This is a genomic window from Streptomyces sp. NPDC059679 (assembly GCF_042734105.1).
GTDB lineage: Bacteria > Actinomycetota > Actinomycetes > Streptomycetales > Streptomycetaceae > Streptomyces.
In genome coordinates this window covers 58251-76540 of the sequence record NZ_JBHWES010000036.1, presented here as the reverse complement: position 1 = coordinate 76540, position 18290 = coordinate 58251, and the positions used below count along the sequence as shown (strand labels likewise).

General features: G+C 69.6%; 10 protein-coding genes. 8 read left to right on the top strand and 2 right to left on the bottom strand.

The annotated features are described in order from the left end of the window. Positions 1 to 165 precede the first annotated feature (165 nt). Positions 166 to 3483, bottom strand: a complete 3318-nt coding sequence (locus ACFV2X_RS31840) for a right-handed parallel beta-helix repeat-containing protein (protein WP_385623118.1) — start codon at positions 3481 to 3483, stop codon at positions 166 to 168. A gap of 298 nt (positions 3484 to 3781) precedes the next feature. On the opposite strand from ACFV2X_RS31840, the gene ACFV2X_RS31835 reads away from it, so the two are divergent. Beyond that, complete coding sequence (locus tag ACFV2X_RS31835; RefSeq protein ID WP_385623115.1) at positions 3782 to 5071, top strand: S8 family serine peptidase; 1290 nt, start codon at positions 3782 to 3784, stop codon at positions 5069 to 5071. A gap of 233 nt (positions 5072 to 5304) precedes the next feature. Here the strand turns inward: ACFV2X_RS31835 and eccCa are convergent, their stop codons facing one another. Next, positions 5305 to 9276 carry a type VII secretion protein EccCa gene (gene eccCa, locus ACFV2X_RS31830; RefSeq protein ID WP_385623196.1) on the bottom strand — a complete coding sequence of 1324 codons (3972 nt, stop codon included), beginning with the start codon at positions 9274 to 9276 and terminating at the stop codon, positions 5305 to 5307. Positions 9277 to 9616: 340 nt separating this feature from the next. On the opposite strand from eccCa, the gene eccD reads away from it, so the two are divergent. From eccD to ACFV2X_RS31795, 7 genes are all read left to right on the top strand, one after another. Next, positions 9617 to 11017 (top strand): type VII secretion integral membrane protein EccD, encoded by a 1401-nt coding sequence (eccD, locus tag ACFV2X_RS31825; RefSeq protein ID WP_385623113.1) that lies wholly within the window; start codon positions 9617 to 9619, stop codon positions 11015 to 11017. 41 nt (positions 11018 to 11058) lie between these two features. After that, entirely contained in the window at positions 11059 to 12510 is a 1452-nt protein-coding gene (gene eccB, locus ACFV2X_RS31820) for a type VII secretion protein EccB (protein WP_385623110.1), read from the top strand. A 150-nt stretch (positions 12511 to 12660) separates the two neighbouring features. After that, entirely contained in the window at positions 12661 to 12996 is a 336-nt protein-coding gene (locus ACFV2X_RS31815) for a WXG100 family type VII secretion target (RefSeq protein WP_385623107.1), read from the top strand. A 77-nt stretch (positions 12997 to 13073) separates the two neighbouring features. After that, a complete protein-coding gene (locus tag ACFV2X_RS31810; protein ID WP_385623104.1) occupies positions 13074 to 13397 on the top strand; it encodes a WXG100 family type VII secretion target in 324 nt (107 codons plus the stop codon). A 139-nt stretch (positions 13398 to 13536) separates the two neighbouring features. Continuing rightward, positions 13537 to 13866 (top strand): hypothetical protein, encoded by a 330-nt coding sequence (locus ACFV2X_RS31805; RefSeq protein ID WP_385623101.1) that lies wholly within the window; start codon positions 13537 to 13539, stop codon positions 13864 to 13866. A 16-nt stretch (positions 13867 to 13882) separates the two neighbouring features. Continuing rightward, complete coding sequence (locus ACFV2X_RS31800; protein ID WP_385623099.1) at positions 13883 to 14389, top strand: type VII secretion system-associated protein; 507 nt, start codon at positions 13883 to 13885, stop codon at positions 14387 to 14389. A gap of 95 nt (positions 14390 to 14484) precedes the next feature. Beyond that, positions 14485 to 18234, top strand: coding sequence for an AAWKG family protein (locus ACFV2X_RS31795; protein ID WP_385623096.1), 3750 nt, complete (start codon positions 14485 to 14487; stop codon positions 18232 to 18234). Positions 18235 to 18290 lie beyond the last annotated feature (56 nt).

Genomic DNA, 18290 nt, shown 5'->3' with positions numbered 1-18290 from the left:
AGCAGCTCAGTAGTCGACAGAAGATCAGGTAAAGCAGTCGCAGACCCACGATCAGGGATCATGCCCACACTTGGGCGATCGCAAAGCCCCAGGTCAACCACCATACGGCAATAAAGACACCCTTCAGGACCGGTTGCCCCTGGCCGCCCTCCCCGTCGGCCCTGGTCAGCCCGCCGGCTGCCGCGTCTCTGCCGGAAGGTCTTCCGGCAGCAGCAGCCGCAGGTCGTCCAGGCCCGGTGCGGCCATTGTGCCGATCCGCCGGGCTTGGGCGGTCATCATCGCCTCCAGGATCTGGCGGGCGGTACGGGCGTTGCCGAACGAGCGGTCGCGCGGCAGTCCGGCCACGTAGCGGAGCAGCGCCTCGACGGTCTCCGGTGCGCAGTCGTAGCCGGAGGTCGTGGCGTGGCGGCTCATGATCTCGACCAGTTCGTCCGCGGAGTAGTGCTCGAAGTCCACGGTGCGGGAGAAGCGCGAGGCCAGGCCGGGGTTGGAGGCGAGGAAGCGGGCCATTTCCTCGGTGTAGCCCGCGACGATGACGACGACCTCGTCGCGGTGGTCCTCCATGAGCTTGAGCAGGGTGTCGACGGCCTCTCGGCCGAAGTCGGAGCCGGCGCCCTCGGGGGTGAGGGTGTACGCCTCGTCGATGAACAGCACGCCGCCCAGGGCCCGTTCGAAGACCTCCTTGGTGAGCTGCGCGGTGTGGCCCACATAGCGGCCGACCAGGTCGGCGCGGGCCACCTCCACCAACTGGCCGGTGGTCAGCACGCCCAGGGAGTGCAGCAGGTCGGCGTAGAGGCGGGCGACGGTGGTCTTGCCGGTGCCGGGCGGTCCTGAGAAGACCAGGTGGTGGCTGATCTTCGGGATGGGCAGTCCTGCGGCCTGCCGCTGCCTGGTGGCCGACAGCAGGTTGACCAGGTCGGTGACCTCGCGTTTGACGGCCTGGAGACCGATCATGGCGTCGAGGTCGGCGAGGAGTTCCTCGGAGCTGCGGCCGCCGTCCGCGCCCGCGGCGGCCGAGGCGCCCGCGACGTCCTCGGGCAGCAGCAGGGTGAGGTCGGACTCGGCGGGGCTGGCCATCGAGGCCAGCCGGAACGCCTGCCGGTCGATCATCTCCTCGAAGACCTGGCGGGCGGCGCGGCCGTTGCCGAACGTGGCGTCGCGCGGCATCCGCTCGTAGTGCCGGGCGAGGGCGTCCAGGGTGCTGGGGTCCAACTCGTAGCGGTGCGCCGCGCACATGGACTCGGTGATGGTCACCAGCTCCTCCACCGAGTAGTTGGCGAACTCGATGGTCCGGGTGAAGCGGGAGGCCATACCCGGGTTGGAGGCGAGGAACGAGCCCATCTCGTCGGTGTATCCGGCGGCGATGACGACGACCTCGTCGCGGTGGTCCTCCATCAGTTTCAGCAGCGTGTCGATGGCTTCCTTGCCGAAGTCGGCGCCGGAGCCCTTGCCGTCGGACAGCAGCGTGTACGCCTCGTCGACGAACAGCACGCCGCCCAGCGCCTCGTTGAACGCCTCGGTGGTCTTGATGGCCGTACCCCCGATGACCTGGGCGACCAGGTCGGCGCGGGAGACCTCGACCAGGTGCCCGGAGTTCAGCACGCCGAGTTCGGCGAGGATGCCGCCGTAGAGCCGGGCCACGGTGGTCTTGCCGGTGCCGGGCGGTCCGGAGAAGACCAGGTGGCGGCTCATGGGCGGGACGGGCAAGCCGAGGCTGGCCCGGCGCTGCGCGAGCTGGTTGAGGTTGACCAGGGTGCGCACCTGGTGCTTGACGTCGGCGAGGCCGATCAGCGACTCCAGCTCCGCGAGCGGGCCTTCGGGCTTCTTCCCGCCGGGGCCGGCCGCGGCCTTGCCCTCCTGGGCCAGGTCCCCGGCGGTCTCGCCCCAGGCGTCTGGGGCGGCGTTCCCGCTGCTGTTCAGGCCCTGGACGGTGAGGCGCTCGGTGGCCCGGGTCTGCTTCAGGCCCGCGCCGCGGTTGTCCCGTACGGCGCAGTCGGTGAGGGTGACCTGCTCGGAGCTGTCGACGCGGATGCCGTCGCCGACGCTGCCGCTGATCTGGCAGGACTCCAGCGTGGCCCGGCCGCCGTTGGCGACGAGCACGCCGTGCGCCCCGGCCTCGGTCACCTGGGTGTGGCCGGCGGAGAGTTCGCCGCCGCTCTCCACATGCAGCCCTGCGGCGGTGCCCGCGTGGATCTGGCAGTCCCGCACGGTGGAGCGACCCCCGGTGCCGACCCAGACGGCGGCCTGGGCCGTCCCGCGCAGCACGGTGCCGGTGATCTCGGGGGCACCGCCGCCCGCCGCGAGGATCCCTGCCCCTTCGGGCCGTTCGACCGTGCAGTCCTCCATGCGCCCGCGGCCGTCCTCGACGACCTCGATGCCGTGGCCGCCGGGCGCGATGAGGCGGGCCTTGCGCACCAGGGGGTTGGCCCCGGTACGGATGGAGACGGCGACCCCGGCCGCGTCCACCACCTCCAGCCGGTCGAACTCGGCCGAGGCGTCCTCGGCCAGCCACACGGCCCCCGTCGCGTCGGCGCAGTCCCGCACGGTGGTGTCGGAGAGCAGCGGGGCGCTGGAGCCGATGACGCGGATCGCGGAGGCGGCCGCCGCGTCGAAGGCGCAGTCCTGGAACGTGCCCCGGGAACGCTCGGTGACCGCAAGGCCGTTGCCCTTGGTACGCGCGGTGCCGCAGCGCAGCAGCTCCGGATCGGCGCCCTGGGCGAGCACGATGCCGGGTCCTGTGGTGTCGCTGACGGTGACCTCTTCCAGCGTGGGCCGGGCGGCGCTGGTGACGTAGACGCCGACGGACGTGTCGTGCACGTGGGTGCGCGCCACGTGCGTGGCACACCGGCCCTCCAGGGCGACGGCGGGCTTCTCGGTGCCGGAGATGTCGCAGTCCTCGACCCGGCCCTGCGCCTCGCCGTTGGCGAGCAGGCCGTTGCCCTTGGCGTCGCGCATCCGGCAGCCGCGCACGGTGGTGCGGGCCTGCTCGCTGACGACGACGGCGGAGGTGCCCAGGTGCTCGATCAGACAGTCGTCGATGATGCTGCCGGTGGGGGCCGTGTCCACCACGCCCGCGCCCTCGGGGTTGGAGACCCGGCAGCCGCGCATGGCCAGCGAGCCGTTCTCGCGGGCGAGGAGCGCCGTCCAGCCGGAGCCGACGACGGTGCAGCCGTCCATGGCGACCTGGCCGCGGGGCGCGTCCACCACCGGCAGGTCCTCGCTGCCGCCGCGCAGCGTCAGGTCGGTGAGCATCACCGCGTCCGCGACGAGCACCACGGCGGTGCCGCGCGGCGGGCAGATCTCCACGCTGCCGCGCTCGCCGTCGGCGACGATGGTGAGCCGGGTCTTGACGGTGAGGTTCTCGCGGTAGCGGCCGGGCTTGACGCGGATGACCGCTCCCGTACGCGCCTTCGCCAGGGCCTCGCCGATCGTCCGGAAGTTCTCCGTGTGGTCCGGGCCGACCGTGAGCAACTGCCGTGACACGCTGGGACCTCCTTGTTGTGGTGCCTGCCGCACCTCGATGACCTGGGCGTGGGCCGCGATTGCCGCGGCCGGGCCCGGCCGCCGGCGGTACGGTCGCAGGGGCCGCGCATGCAGGAGACGCGCGCACGAGGCGCACACGCGATGCAGGCTACGGGAATCCCGCGGTGGTCAGACGGGGTCAGACGGGGATCGGGTCGCCGAGTGCACGTCCTGGTGCCCATCAGGGCAGACCGCCGGTGCCCGTTCGGGCAAACCGCCGATCCTGGCGCGCCACCCCGGTCTGCGTAGCGTGCGCGTCATGCGACGTACACCTTCTTCCCGTCCTCTGGTGACGCGGGCGGTCGCCGCCGCCGCGCTGACCGCGGCTTCGCTCGCCTCCGTGGTCCCCTCCGCCGCAGCGGATCCGGGCTCGGGCTCGGTGGAACTGCCCGCCCTCATCTCCGTGCTGCCGTCCGACGACCCGTGCGCCAAGGCATCCAAGGAGAAGGCCGAGGACGCGACCTGGTCCCGGTCCACGCTCGGGCTCGGCCGGGCCTGGGAGCTGTCCCAGGGCGCCGGGGTGACCGTCGCCGTGGTCGACTCCGGCGTCGGCACGGACATCCAGGCGCTGTCCGGCCGCGTCACCGCGGTCGGCGACGCGGGCCAGGACTGCACGGGCCACGGCAGTTTCGCCGCGGGCCTCATCGCGGCGGCGCCCGGCAAGGGCGTGGGGGTGGCGGGGGTCGCGCCCAAGGCGCGGATCCTGGCGGTGCGCGGGGCGCGGACGCGCGGCGAGACCACCGTCGCGACCCTCGCGGCGGGCATCCGTACCGCGGCCGCCAAGGGCGCCGACGTCATCTACGTCGGATGGGTGCTGCCGACGGGGAAGGCCGAGCTGACCAAGGCCGCGGCGTACGCGGCCGAGCACGACGCGCTGGTGGTCGCCCCGGTCGGCCCGGACTTCCTCCCCAGGGACCGCAACACCGGCCAGCCGGCCGAGCCCGCGCCCTGGTACTGGCCCGCGTCCGCGCCCGGCGTGCTCTCGGTCATCGACTACGGCCCGGACGGCAAACGCCCCGACAGCGCGCCCGCGCTGGGCAACGCGGACCTGGCGGCGCCGGGCGACGCGGTGGTCAGCGTCGGACCCAAGGGCTCCGGCCACTACATCGGTTCGGGCTCCTCGCTCGCCGCGGCCCACGTCGCGGGCGCGGCGGCGCTGGTCCGCGCCCGGTACCCGGAGATGTCCGCGGCCGAGGTCGCGCGGCAGCTCACGGTGTCGGCGTACCCGGCGGGCACGCCGCGGGTGGACCCATACGCCTCCGTGAGTTCGCTGCTCACCGACAAGCAGGGCGCCACCCCGAAGCCGGCTGCCGTCCACGTCCCCCCGGCCGCCCCGCCCGGGCCGCGCCACCGCGCCCTGGTCATCGCGGGCGCGGGCGGCGGCCTGGTGCTGCTGGTGGCCGCCGGTGCCGTGGTGATCCCCCGCGGCCGGGCCAGGGGCTGGCGCCCGGCGGGCGCGGAGGACCTGGAGACGGCGGAGCCCACCGAGCCGACGGAGTCCGCCGAGCCCGCCGAGCCCACGGCGCCCGCGGGGGCCGGGATTTCCTGAGAGCCGCTGCCCGTACGGCGCCGGGGGCCCGTACACGTCCCCGCCGTACGGGCCACACGGCCCCAAGCGCCCGCATATCCCCGGTGCCTGTTCCTCCGGAATTCCTGCCCGCGGCCGCTTCCTTTTCGGGCAGTCCGGCAGAGTAATTCGGGCAGCTTCCGCAGCAATTCGGGTAGCTGCCCCGACCGAAATTCCCGGGCAGCAGGAGCGGGCCGTTATCCGGCACCGGCCCCTCATGTCGCCGGCCCCTCTTCCACAAGCGCCGTCTGCACCCGCGTCGCCTTCCGGCGGGCGACGCGCGTGGCCCGCCCCGCATTCAGCACCTGGCCCTTGACGTTGCCGAAGAGGAAGCCCTCAGCGGGCGGGCAGGACAGCAGCAGACCGGGGGTGTTGATCTCCTGCATGCGCCGCAGCAGGCGGTCGTTGAGGCCGCGCGAGGCGCCGGCCGCGGAGCGGGCGACGAGCATGTGCAGTCCGACTTCGTAGCCGAGCGCGAGGTGCGCCAGCAGCGGCTCGAACGGCGCGTTCATCGAGTCGCCGCCCACCATGTCGTAGTCGTCGACGAGGATGAACAACCGCGGCCCTGTCCACCAGTCGCACAGCTTCATTCGTGCCGGGGCGATGTCCGCGCCCGGCACCCGCGCCTTGACCGCTTTGGCCGCGCCGCCGACGATGTCGCGCAGGGCGTCGATGGAGACCGCGTGGCCGAGGCGGTACGCGTCGGGGATGCTCTCCACCAGGGTGCGGCGGTAGTCCACGACCATGATCCGGGCCTCGGCCGGTGTGTAGCGCTCCATGATGGCCTTGGCCGCCAGCCGCAGCATGTTGGTCTTGCCGCTCTCGGTGTCGCCGACGACGATCATGTGCGGGGTTTCGCTGAAGTCGTGCCAGACCGTGGACAGTTCGTTCTCCTCCAGGCCGATCGGGATCCGCAGGTCGCCCTCGGGGGGCGGGAGCTGGGAGACCGGAAGCCGGGTGGGGAGCATCCGCACCTGCGGGGTCCGGGGCCCGGGCCAGCTCTCCTTGACCGCGGCGACCAGCCCTGAGACGCCGTCCGCGAGGTCTTCCGCGCCTTCCACGCCGTCGATGCGGGGGAGTGCGGAGAGGTAGTGGAGCATGCCGTCGCGGGTCAGGCCGCGGCCGGGCAGCCGCGGCACGGTGGCCGCGCGGCGGCTGTTGATCTCGGAGTCCATCGCGTCGCCCATCCGCAGCTCCAGGTGGGTGGCGGCCTGGTCGCGTACGCCCGCGGACAGTTCCACCCAGCGGGCGGTGGTGACGATCAGGTGGACGCCGTAGTTGAGGCCGCGGGCGGCCATCGAGTTGAACGTCTGGATGTGCTGGTCGAAGTCCTGCCGTACGGTCGACCAGCCGTCGATGACCAGGAACACGTCGCCGTAGGGCTGGTCGGTCAGCTCCCCGGCGGCGCGGCGGCGCCGGAAGGTGGCCATGGAGTCGATGCCGTGGTCGAGGAAGTACCGCTCGCGTGCGGCCAGCAGTGAGTTGACCTCGGCGATGGTCCGGCCCACCCGTTCGGTGTCCAGGCGGGCCGCCACGCCGGCGGTGTGCGGCAGCTCGGCCAGGCCCGCCAGGGTGCCGCCGCCGAAGTCCAGGCAGAAGAACGACACTTCGCGCGGGGTGTGGGTGAGGGCGAGCGCGGTGAGGATGGTGCGCACCAGGGTGGACTTGCCGCTCTGCGGGCCGCCCGCGACGGCCACATGCCCGCCGACACCGGACAGGTCGATCGTCAGCAGGTCCCGCAACTGCTCGAAGGGCTTGTCCACGATGCCGATCGGCACGGCCAGCCGGCCTCGCCCCGGCCAGCCGACGGTGGTCAGCCCCAGGTCGGGGTCGGGGGTCAGCGGCGGCAGCACCTGGTCGAGGGTCGCGGGCAGGTCCAGCGGCGGCAGCCACACCTGGTGGGCGGGCGGCCCCGCGGCGAGCAGCCGCTCCACCGCGACGGACAGCAGCGTCTCCCCGGTCTCCTCCAACCCCTCCTCCGGCTCCGGCTCGGGCACGTCGGGCACCTGGCGGGGCACCACGTAGCCGGAGGTCCACGGCATGGTCTGGCTGGCGACCCGGGCCTGGTTCGCGCCGGCCTTGCGCTCCTGGTACGGGCCGGAGACATACGCCGCGCGGAACCGGGTCAGCGCCTCCACCCCGGACTTGAGATAGCCGCTGCCCGGGCGTGGCGGTAGCTGGTAGGCGTCGGGGACGCCGAGCACGCCGCGGCTCTCCATGGCGGAGAAGGTGCGCAGTCCGATGCGGTACGACAGGTGGCTCTCCAGCTGGTGCATCCGGCCCTCGTCCAGCCGCTGCGAGGCGAGCAGCAGATGCACCCCCAGGCTCCGCCCGAGCCGCCCGATCATCACGAACAGCTCCATGAACTCGCGGTGCGCGGCGAGCAGTTCGCTGAACTCGTCGACGACGACGAACAGGCTGGGCAGCGGCGTCAGCGGGGTGCCGGACGCCCGCGCCTTCTCGTAGTCCAGCGCGGAGGTGTAGTTGCCCGCCGCCCGCAGCAGCTCCTGCCGCCGCATCAGCTCGCCGTGCAGCGCGTCCTGCATCCGGGAGACCAGCGCCGCCTCGCCCGCCAGGTTGGTGATCACCGCCGAGACGTGCGGCAGTTCGTCCAGACCGAGGAAGGTGGCGCCGCCCTTGAAGTCGACCAGCACGAAGTTCAGCGTCTCGGAGGAGTTGGACAGCGCGAGCGCCAGCACCAGGGTCCGCAGCAGCTCGCTCTTGCCGGAGCCGGTGGCGCCGATGAGCATGCCGTGCGGGCCCGTACCGCCCTGGGCGGACTCCTTGATGTCCAGCTCCAGCGGGGTCCCGTCGGCGCACACCGCGATCGGCACCCGCAGCCGGGCGGAGCCGGTGTTGCGCCGCCACAGCGAGGCCGGCTCGTGCCGGCGCAGGTCGCCGATCCCCAGCAGGGTGGTCAACTCCACGCTCGCCGACAGCGGTTCGGATACCTCACTGCCCATACCCATCCGGTACGGGGCGATCCGCCGGGCCAGCGCGGTGGCGCCCAGCGGTCCGAACCGGTCGGGGCGGCCCAGCCGGGTGGGCTGCTCCTTGCGCTCCCGGTCGGTGCGCACCAGCGTGAAGTCCTTCTCGGACACGTCGAAGCGGAGCGTGACCCGGCCGGGCCGCCAGGTCAGCGCGCCGCTCAGGTCCAGTACGACGGCGTTGCGGAAGCCGGGGCCGTCCAGCCGGTGACCGCCGGGCACGCTTCCGCCGTCCACCACGATCACCGTGAAGGGCTCCTCGCGCCCGGCCGCCGCGTCCGGGTCGAAGGCCGGCCGCTCCAGGAACTCCGCGCCCAGCAGGTCCTCCAGCTCGTTGAAGGCCGACACGCACATCCGGGCCGGGCCCGCGCCGTCGCTCTCCTGCGGATGGAGGTTGTGCGGCAGCCACTTCACCCACTCCCAGTCCGCCCGCCGCTCATCCGACACACACAGCGCCACCCAGACGTCGTCGGGCGCGTGGAAGGTCGCCAACTGGGCGATCACGGCCCGGGCCACGGCACGTATCCGCTGCTCGTCGCCGCGGAACAGCACCCGCGCCCAGGCCCGCAGATAGATCGCGATCGGCTGCTCCGGCACGGTGGAGTACGCCCGGATGAAGCTGCGCAGGGCATGCGCGGACAGCGGCTCCAGGTCCTCTACCGGCGTGGTCGCCTTCGGCGTCAGCCGCAGCCCGAGCTTCTGCTCCCCGACCGCCACCCGCACCTCGCCGAAGTCCTCGTCCTGCGGGCGGCGCTCCCACAACCGGGTCGTGCCCGCCAACGCCCACAGGGCCGCGGGCTCCGGGTGCCGCCAGGCCAGCGCCTTCTGCTGGTCGGCGACGGCGGTGCGCACCTTGCGCCGGATCTGCGTGAGATAGCGCAGGTAGTCGCGGCGCTCGCCCTTCAACCGCTGCTTGCGCTCACTGACCTTGCGCATCATCTGGCCGAGCATCATGGCGCCGGAGGCCAGCACCATCATGCCGACGGCCAGGTACATGAAGTGGCTGCCGGACGACCGGCTCATGCCAGGCCGCATGAACATCAGCATCATCGACACCGACATGAGCGCCATCGGCAGGTACGTCCACACGGCCGAGCTGTCCGGCACCACCTCCGGCAGCGTGGGCGGCTCCTGGAGGTTCAACTCGCCCTCGGGCATGTCCGGGCCGCGCCGGCGGGCCGGCCTGCGGAACAAGACCACACTCAAAACGGTCTCCTTACGGGCGGTGGAAACGACGATACGGGCAGGGGCACCGGCGATACGGGCAATGGGTCCGCAGGTGCCGGTCCCGGGGTTCGGAATAGTATTGTGCACCCAATAGAAGGTGTGTACTTTGCCGAAAGGCAAGTGCATTGCCATGGCGTGCGGATGGAACTATGCCTACTGAAAAGCAGCCCCAGTCCGTTTCGCCACCGTGAGGACTTCCGCCCGGAACACAGTGTCATTCAGTGACATTCTGTCAATGAAATTCCAATGCCATTCCGTCATTTAGTGACACGATGTCCTTCGGCGGAATATCGGAGGAGCGTGAGCCAGTCAGATGACCGCCACCCAGGCCGCCGACATGTGCCGCCTGACCGTCCGCGCGCCCGCGAAGAGCGTCGATCTGGCGGTGCCCTCCGACGTCCCCGTGGCCGATCTGCTGCCCGCCGTCCTCGGCTACGGCGGCGAGGACCTCGCCGAGACCGGCATCGACCACGGCGGCTGGGTGCTCCAACGCATCGGGGCCGCGCCGATGGACGAGGAGCGCACCCTCGACTCGTACGACCTGCGCGACGGCGAGACGCTCTATCTCCGGCCGCGCACCGACGCGCTGCCCGAGGTCCACCTCGACGACCTGGTGGCCGGCATCTCCGACACCATGCGGTCCCGCCCCTACGGCTGGACCCCCGAGGCCAGCCGGCGGCTGCTGCTCGGGCTCACGGTGACCGCGCTCACCGCCGGGCTCGTGGTGCTCTCCCTGCCCGGCGGCTCGGTGGGGGTGCGCGCCCTGTGCGCGGCCGCGGTCGGACTGCTGCTGGTCGCGGCCGCGGGCTCGGCGAGCCGGGCGGTCGGCGATGCCACGGCGGGCGCCACGCTCGGCTTCATGGCCGCCCCCTACCTGGCGTTCGCCGGCTGGCTGGTGCCCGGCGGCGACCTGACCGGGCCGCACGCCAACGAGGTCGTGGGCGCACGGCTGTTGGCGTCGTGCGTGGCGGGGGCGGGCGGCGCGACGGTCGTGCTCGCCGCGGTGGCCGCGTACGCCGCGCTGTTCCTCGGCACCGGCGTGGTCGCGGTGTTCGGCGCGCTCGCCGGAACCCTCATGCTCACCGCGGACCTGGCGACGCACCACGTCGCCGGGATCATCGCGCTGGCGGCCGTGATCCTCGGCGCGTTCGTCCCCTCCCTGTCCTTTCGGATGTCGGGGCTGAAAGTGCCACCGCTGCCGACCAACGCCCAGCAGCTCCAGGAGGGCATCGAACCGCACCCGACCGCCGCGGTCGCCGGCCGCACGGCGCTCGCGGACGGCTGGATGAGTTCGCTGTACGGGGCGGTCGGCGCCACCTGCGCCGCCTGCGTCGTCCCGCTCGCCTGGTACGCCAACCTCCCCTCGGTGCTCACGGTCGTGGCGCTGTCGCTGCTGCTGATGCTGCACGCGCGGGGCCTGGGCAACACCTGGCAGCGGCTCTTCCTGACCTTCCCCGGCGCGGCCGGGCTGCTCCTGCTGATCCTTGTCGGCGCGCAGGACTACGCACCGGACCGCCGCCCGCTGGTGGTCGCCGGACTGCTCGCCCTCACGGCGGCGATCGCCATCGCCTCCTGGACCGTGCCGGGGCGGCGCCTCGTCCCGTACTGGGGCCGGGCGGCTGAAATCCTGCACTACCTGATGGCGCTCAGCCTGCTGCCCCTGGTCCTGTGGGCGCTCGGCGCGTACAGCGCGCTGCGCGGGCTGATGGCGTGAGCGGCGTGAACGGGACGAGCGGACGCGGAAGGGAGTGACCGGTGCAGACGAAGCGGGACCAGGTCCAGGCGCACATGTTCGTCATGGGGCGGCTCACCTCCGCCATGCTGCGCGCCGACCCGGACGCCCCGGAGAGCCCGCAGGGCAGGACCAACCGGGCCGTCACCATCAGCATCCTCATCGCGATCCTGCTCCTCGCCGGGTCGTTCGTCTTCGGCCTGCTCAAGCCCGGCACGAAGAGTTCGTGGCGGGACCCGGGCACGCTGGTCGTCAACAAGGAGACCGGCACCCACTACATGTACCTGGGCGGACGGCTGCGCCCGGTGCGCAACTACACCTCCGCGAAGCTGCTCGCCGGTGACCGGATGAAGGTCATGACCATCGGGAGCAAGTCGCTGCGCGGCACCCCGCACGGCTCGCCGGTCGGCATCCCCGGAGCCCCCGACGAGCCGCCGGGAAACGACAATTTGACCAGTGACCCGTGGCAGGTGTGCTCCGGGAACGCCGGCGGTGCGACCGGCACCACCGTGGCCGTGGGCGCCAAGGCCGACGGCGCGGGACTGAAGTCCGGGGAGGGGCTGCTGGTCACCGGGCCCGACAAGGACGACTACCTGGTGTGGCAGGGCCGCAGACTGCGGCTCGACCGCAAGGCCAACGCCGCCGAGGCGCTCGGCTACGGCTCCACCACACCGGTGCGGGTCTCGGCCGCGTTCCTCAACTCCCTGCCCGCGGGCCCCGACCTGACCCCGCCGGACGTGCCGGGCCGGGGCGGGCAGGGTCCTGCACTGGGCGGGCTCCAGACCCGGATCGGCCAGGTCTTCAAGGCCGCCGCACCGGGCGGCACCGCCCGCTACTACCTGCTGCGCAAGGAGGGCCTCGCCCCCCTGACCGCCACCGGCGCGGCGCTGGCCCTCGGCGATCCGGACACCAAGCTGAAGGCGTATCCGGGCGGAGTGGTGTCGGCCGCGAGCCTCGGCGCCGACGCGCTGAGCGGCCATCTGGCCCCGGACACACCGGAGACGGAGACGGCCAGACGACAGCCGGCCACTCCACCGGAACCGGTGGACCTCGGCGCCGGACGGACACCCTGCGTCGGAGTCGAGTCCGGGAGCGACGGTACGCGGGTGAGCGTGGCCCTGATCCGCGACGCGGACCTCGGCCCGACCACGCAGGCACCGCCGGACGGGCTCGTCCCGGCATGCGTGACGGTCAACCGGATCACGGTACGGCCGGGCGGCGGCGCCCTCGTGCACGTACTGGGCGCGGGCGGCGGCGAAGTCGGCAACACGCTCTACCTGGTGACGGACACCGGAATGAAATACCGGCTGCCCGCGGCCGATTCACTGAAAGCGCTGGGATACGGCGAGGGCGAGGCGCAGGCCCTGCCGTCCGCGCTGCTGGCCATGCTGCCGACGGGCCCGGACCTGACACCGCAGGCGGCGAGCGCCGGACGGGGCAAATCCTCGGCCCCGCACTGTGAAACAAAGAATTGACGGGCTTTTACCGTCATTCGCATTCTGACACCAAGTGACATTGATAACTGCAAGGTGAATTTTCAAGAGAAACGGTTGCTAACGCTGTTCACGGCGCCATAGCATCGCTTTAGGTGAGTCATACTCGAATAGCAGTCGAAGGGGCATCTCATGGGAAGTCTGACGAGGTCGGAAGAGAGCGCAACCCGCAACGGAATCTCTTCCACGGAAGAGGCGTTCAGCAACATCCAGGTCTGCCGCCAGGACGTCGAGAGCACGAAGATGAACCTGGGCAATGCCTACGGGGGCAGCGACGGTAAGAAGTACCAGGAACTGATGCAGCAGTGGGACGACCAGGCCGAGGTCATCTCGAAGAACCTCAACGACGTCATCGACAAGCTGAACGAGACGCTCCGGCAGAACAACCTGACGCAGGGTTCGCAGCAGGAAGCCGTCGACCAGGAGTTCTCGCAGGCGCAGTCGATCTTCGACTCGCTGCACGGCTGAGCGGAACCCCGGTGCCGGACACCCGGTTCCATCCCGATCTCCCCCCTATCCCCTCGCAGTGAAAAGAGGTACGTGCCATGTCAATGGACTTCTCCGACGGGCACATCTATGTCGAGTTCAACGGAACCGACAACGCGGCTGAGGACATGAAGCTGCAGACGCAGAACATCGCGAAGATCCTCGATCAGCTCGAAGAGCACCTGAAGCCGTTCATCGACAGCTGGGAAGGTGACGACCAGCAGGTCTACGTCGAGAAGCAGGCGAAGTGGAACCGGGCTGTCGACAACATGAGGCAGCTCCTCCTGAGCCATTCGGACCTGCTCGAACGCATCGGCGACGACTACCGGACCAACCAGCGCAATCTCACGACCAGTTGGGAAAGCGTGAAGATCGGCCGCTGAGGCGCGGTGTGGTACGGGCGGCTGTCTGCGCGGTGACACACGCGGGCGGCCGCCCGCCTCGGCACAGGACATCCGCAGGTCCCCCCTCCCCACAGGTGCCCCGCAGACAACTCCCTCAGCGAGGAAAGAGGTACGTGCTGTGTCAGTCGAATTCCCGCACACCCACCAGCGTGCTGAGAGCGAGCGGCCGAAGTCTCAGCAGATCGACAAGATCCTGTCCCAGCTCGGAATGGAGCTGCGGGAATTGATCAGCAGCAGCGGGGAGGGCCGCGACGAGGAGGTCTGCGTCAGGAATCTGGCGTCGTGGCACCGCGCCGTGGAGAACATGAAGGTGCTCCTCGCGAACCGTGCGGCGGTGCTCGACGACCTCGGCGGCAACTGCGGGGACAGCCAGGGCAGCCCGCGGACTGACGCACAGGGGCGGGGCCGCCCGGTGCGGCGCAGGACGTCCACGAGAGCGATGGCATAGGAGAAGGGGCAGAGAGATGGCCGAACCGATCCAGTTGGACAAGAAGTGGATGGAACACTTCATCAACCACGATGTGCTGGGCTTTCAGGATGAACTGAAGAAGATCCTCCAGGACAGGGGGGAAATCCCCGCGGTGAGCAGCCTGAAGAAGGACAACCCGCATCAGTGGGAGGGTGCGCACGTCCCCCCGGGGACGCAACTGCCCCTCACGATCGGCTTCATGGCTCACGACGAGGAGAGCAACGGGGACAACCTGCGCGGGGTCGTGAGTGAACTCATCGACCAGATCGTGGAGATGATCGGGCAGCAGCAGGTCCTCTTCGACGACATCGAGGACAACCTTCGGGAGACCGTCCACAAGTTGCTGAAGACCCAGGGCGCCAGCCTGGGCAAGATCGACGGCGAGAAGATCCTCGACCCCCTCGAAGACGTGGACGACGACCTGGCCTCCGCGCGGTCGGGCTCCGGCGGAGGCTCCGCGGGGTCCGGCTCCGGCGGGGACAGCGGCGGTGGCAGCGAATGACGCTGAAGAACCATGACGCCACGTGAGCCGTAGCCGTCCCGGCTGAACACCGCAGTACCCCCCCCTCGTTCCCCCCGCCCGATGGAGGCGTCGCCGTGCCGTTTTCCAGCAGCAGCGACCTTTGGCAGAAGACGGTGAAACTCTTCACCGGTTACGAAGCGCCGACGATCGAAGAGCTGTTCAAGGAATGGAAGGGCAACGAGGACATCCCGCTGATGAAGGTGGAGATCACCAAGCAGGGACAGGTCGACTACGTCGATCCGGATGACCTCTCCTGGATCGGCGAAAACGCGGGTCAAAACATAAGCAACACGAACTTCGTGATCCCCTTCTACAAGACGGGGAACGGGTATGACTCCGGCGCGGACGCGGCCGGAGACGAAATCTCGTACTACAAGGCCAGGTTCACGCTCCTGGGCGCCTTCAGCCAGGAGGACGGGGTGGTCAAAGGTGTGTTGGAGGGAGGCAAGAGCGAGACCAGACTCGACGGAGACTTCAAGGACTCGGACAAAGGGACGACGTACGACACGGAGAAGCACACGCAGTACGCCTACGGAACGGGCCGGGCCCTTGAGGCCCTGCTCGACAGGGACGAAGGCACACGTGACTTCGAGTGGAACGGAATCGACGTCCCCCCCGACAAGGTCGTCGAGCTGGCGTCCTTCGACAGGGCGGCCGATGCCTTCGACCGCGTCGCCCAGTTCTACGCCGACCGCCTGAAGGAACTAGAGAAATGGCACAAGCAGGTCGGGGTAGAGGAGAACGAAAAGTGGAAGGGCACGGCGGCCGGTGTCTTCTGGGACCTCATCCACAAGCTGAACAAGCAGTACGAGGACTACGCCGAGAGCCTGCGCAAGGGTAGTACAGGGTCGGTGCCGGGCGACGCCATCCGGGACGCACGTGATGTGCTCCAGAGGGAGGCCCGGAAACTCCAGCAGCACTGGGCCTGGTGGGAGATTCGCCATGGTAACCCGCTGAGCTTTCTCTCCGACCTGCTGACGGAGATCGTGAAGAATACGTGGGATCACAACATCCAGAACATCACCTACAAGGTGCACGCTTCTGCGCACGGGACGACCAGAGTCACCTACCATGCCACCGATCATTTCAAGCAGGACGCCGTCGATGGTGACGGCCACAGCTACGGCCCGCTGTACAACATTGACACCTGGAAGGCAGTCGGCCAGGCGGCGGTGGACAAGTGGATGGACTCCGTCAAGAAATACCTGATCGACAAGGCCGCCGACTCGCTGACGGCCGTGCACGACGCGTGGAGCCCCGCGAACTTCGACGTAGGAAAAATCAGGACGTCGAGCGGGGGCGACAGCCTGTCCAATGGCTACGAGGACGACAAGGCCGACAAGGAGAAGGCGGACGCGAAGCGGGAGAAGAAAGAGGCTGAGGCCGACGCCGCCAAGGAGAAGAAGGAATGGGAGGAGAAGCAGGAGAAGGCCGAGGCCGCCGCCGCCCGGAAAGAGAAGGAGTGGGAGGAGAAGCAGGCCAAGGCCGAGAAGAAGGCCGAGCAGAAGGAGAAGGAGGCCGAGGCCAAGGCTGCGGCGAAGGAGAAGGAACAGGAAAAGAAGCAGGCCGCGGCGGAGAAGGAAGCCGAGGCCAAGCAGAAGGAGCAGGAGCAGAAGCAGGCGGCCAAGGAGAAGGAGGCCGAGCAGAAGCAGGCAGCTAAGGAGAAGGAGGCCGAGCAGAAGGAGAAGGAGGCCGAGGCCAAGGCTGCGGCGAAGGAGAAGGAACAGGAGCAGAAGCAGGCCGCGGCGGAGAAGGAAGCCGGGCAGAAGGAGAAGGAGCAGGAGCAGAAGCAGGCGGCCAAGGAGAAGGAGGCCGAGCAGAAGCAGGCCGAGGCCGAGAAGGAGGCCGGCCAGAAGGAGAAGGAGCAGGAGCAGAAGCAAGCCGAGGCCGAGAAAGAGGCTGAAGAGAAGCAGAAGGAGCAGGAGCAGAAGCAGGCTCAGAAGGAGAAGGAGGCTGAGCAGAAGCAAGCCGAGCAGGAGAAGAAGCAGGAGGAGTACCAGCGGCAGCAACAGCATGCCCAGGCCGGTGTGATGGCCCAGCAGAGGAGCGAGCAGCAACGGGCGAAGAAGGAACAGGAGCAGAAGGAGAAGGAACAGGAGCAGAAGCAGGCCGAGGCCGAGAAGGAGGCCGACGCCAAGCAGAAGGAGCAGGAGCAGAAGCAGGCTCAGGCCGAGAAGGAGGCCGAGCAGAAGCAGGCCGAGGCCGAGAAGGAAGCCGACGCCAAGCAGAAGGAGCAGGAGCAGAAGCAGGCCCAGCTCCAGAAGGAACAGGACCAGAAGCAGGCCGAGGCCGAGAAGGAGCAGGCTCAGAAGGAGCAGGAGGCGGAGGCCAAGCAGGCTGAGCAGGAGAAGAAGCAGGAGCACCTTCAGCAGGAGCAGGAGCAGAAGCAGGCCGAGGCGGAGAAGGAGCAGGCGGCCAAGGAGAAGGAGGCCGAGCAGAAGCAGGCCCAGGCCGAGAAGGAAGCCGACGCCAAGCAGAAGGAGCAGGAGCAGCTCCAGAAGAAGCAGGAGCAGGAGCAGGAGCAGCTCCAGGAGAAGCAGCAGAAGGAGCAGGACCAGCTTCAGAAGGAACAGGAGAAGAAGCAGGAACAGCTCCAGGAGAAGCAGCAGAAGGAGCAGGACCAGCTCCAGAAGGAACAGGCTCACAAGGAGCAGGAGGCCGAGGCCAAGCAGAAGGAGCAGGAGCAGCTCCAGGAGAAGCAGCAGAAGGAGCAGGAGCAGCTTCAGAAGGAGCAGAAGGAGGAGCAGGAGCAGCTTCAGAAGGAGCAGGAGGCCAAGCAGGAGCAGCAGGAGAAGGAGCAGAAGCAAGAGCAGGAGCAACTGCAGAAGGAGCAGGACCAGAAGCAGGCCGAGGCCGAGAAGGAGCAGGCTCAGCGGGAGAAGGAGCAGGAACAGAAGCAGGCTCAGGCCGAGAAGGACGCCGAGCAGAAGCAGGCCGAGGCGCAGAAGAAGCAGGACCAGTACCAGCAGCAGCAACAGCAGTATCAGGAAGAGCAGCAGCACAAGCAGGAGCAGGCGCAGGAGGAGTACGACCAGCGCCAGCGGGAGTACCAGAAGCAGCAGGAGCAGGCGCTCAACCACATAGGCAGTGGGCAGCTGAACCACGGTGACCTGCCGCCGATGTCGCACGACCCGATCACCGGTCCGGTGAACGGCGACGACTCACTGACCAACCCTGGCGGGAGCGAGTCGCACATCGACTCCCACGGCCGGGTGGTCACGGAGTACCCGGACGGTCACAGGACCACGATCGATCCGGACCACCAGACTTCCAGCATCATCGACCCGGACGGGCACACGCGTTCCGGGCCGCTCAACTCCGGGGACATCCTCAACAACCCCGACGGCAGCATGTCGCACATCGATTCCCGGGGGCAGGTGGTCACGGAGTACCCGGACGGCCACACCACCACGATCGATCCGGACACCGGCGGTACGTCCATCAGCAACCCGGACGGCAAGACGATCACAGGGCACCTGAACGGGGGCGGCGACTCACTCCCGGGCTCCCAGCACCAGACCCCCGGAGGCAACCTCGGCAGCATCGGGGGTGGCGGCGGAGGCGGCAACTCCCATTCGCTGTACGACCCGTCCTCGTACGAGCGGGAGTTGTGGGACCAGGAGCCGTACCGGTCGCCAGGTGACCCGCTCGGCAACGGCGGCAACCAGACGGCGGCCGGCCTCGGGAACCAGACAGGCAACCAGCCCGGGACACCGGGCGGCGGCATGCCCCTCAACCCCGGGATGATGCCGGGAGGCGGCGGCGCCGGCGCCCCCGCCGGCGGGGGGGGGGGCGGGGCCGCCCCAAGGGGGGGGTCTTTTTAAAAAAAGAAGCGGCCGACGCATTAGGGTGGGTATTTATAGGTGGTGGGCCGGAGAAG

Coding starts and splice junctions, on each gene's coding strand:
- ACFV2X_RS31810 (WP_385623104.1), top strand. CDS start 13,074: ATGTCAATGGACTTCTCCGACGGGCACATCTATGTCGAGTTCAACGGA.
- ACFV2X_RS31835 (WP_385623115.1), top strand. CDS start 3,782: ATGCGACGTACACCTTCTTCCCGTCCTCTGGTGACGCGGGCGGTCGCC.
- eccD (WP_385623113.1), top strand. CDS start 9,617: ATGACCGCCACCCAGGCCGCCGACATGTGCCGCCTGACCGTCCGCGCG.
- ACFV2X_RS31800 (WP_385623099.1), top strand. CDS start 13,883: ATGGCCGAACCGATCCAGTTGGACAAGAAGTGGATGGAACACTTCATC.
- ACFV2X_RS31815 (WP_385623107.1), top strand. CDS start 12,661: ATGGGAAGTCTGACGAGGTCGGAAGAGAGCGCAACCCGCAACGGAATC.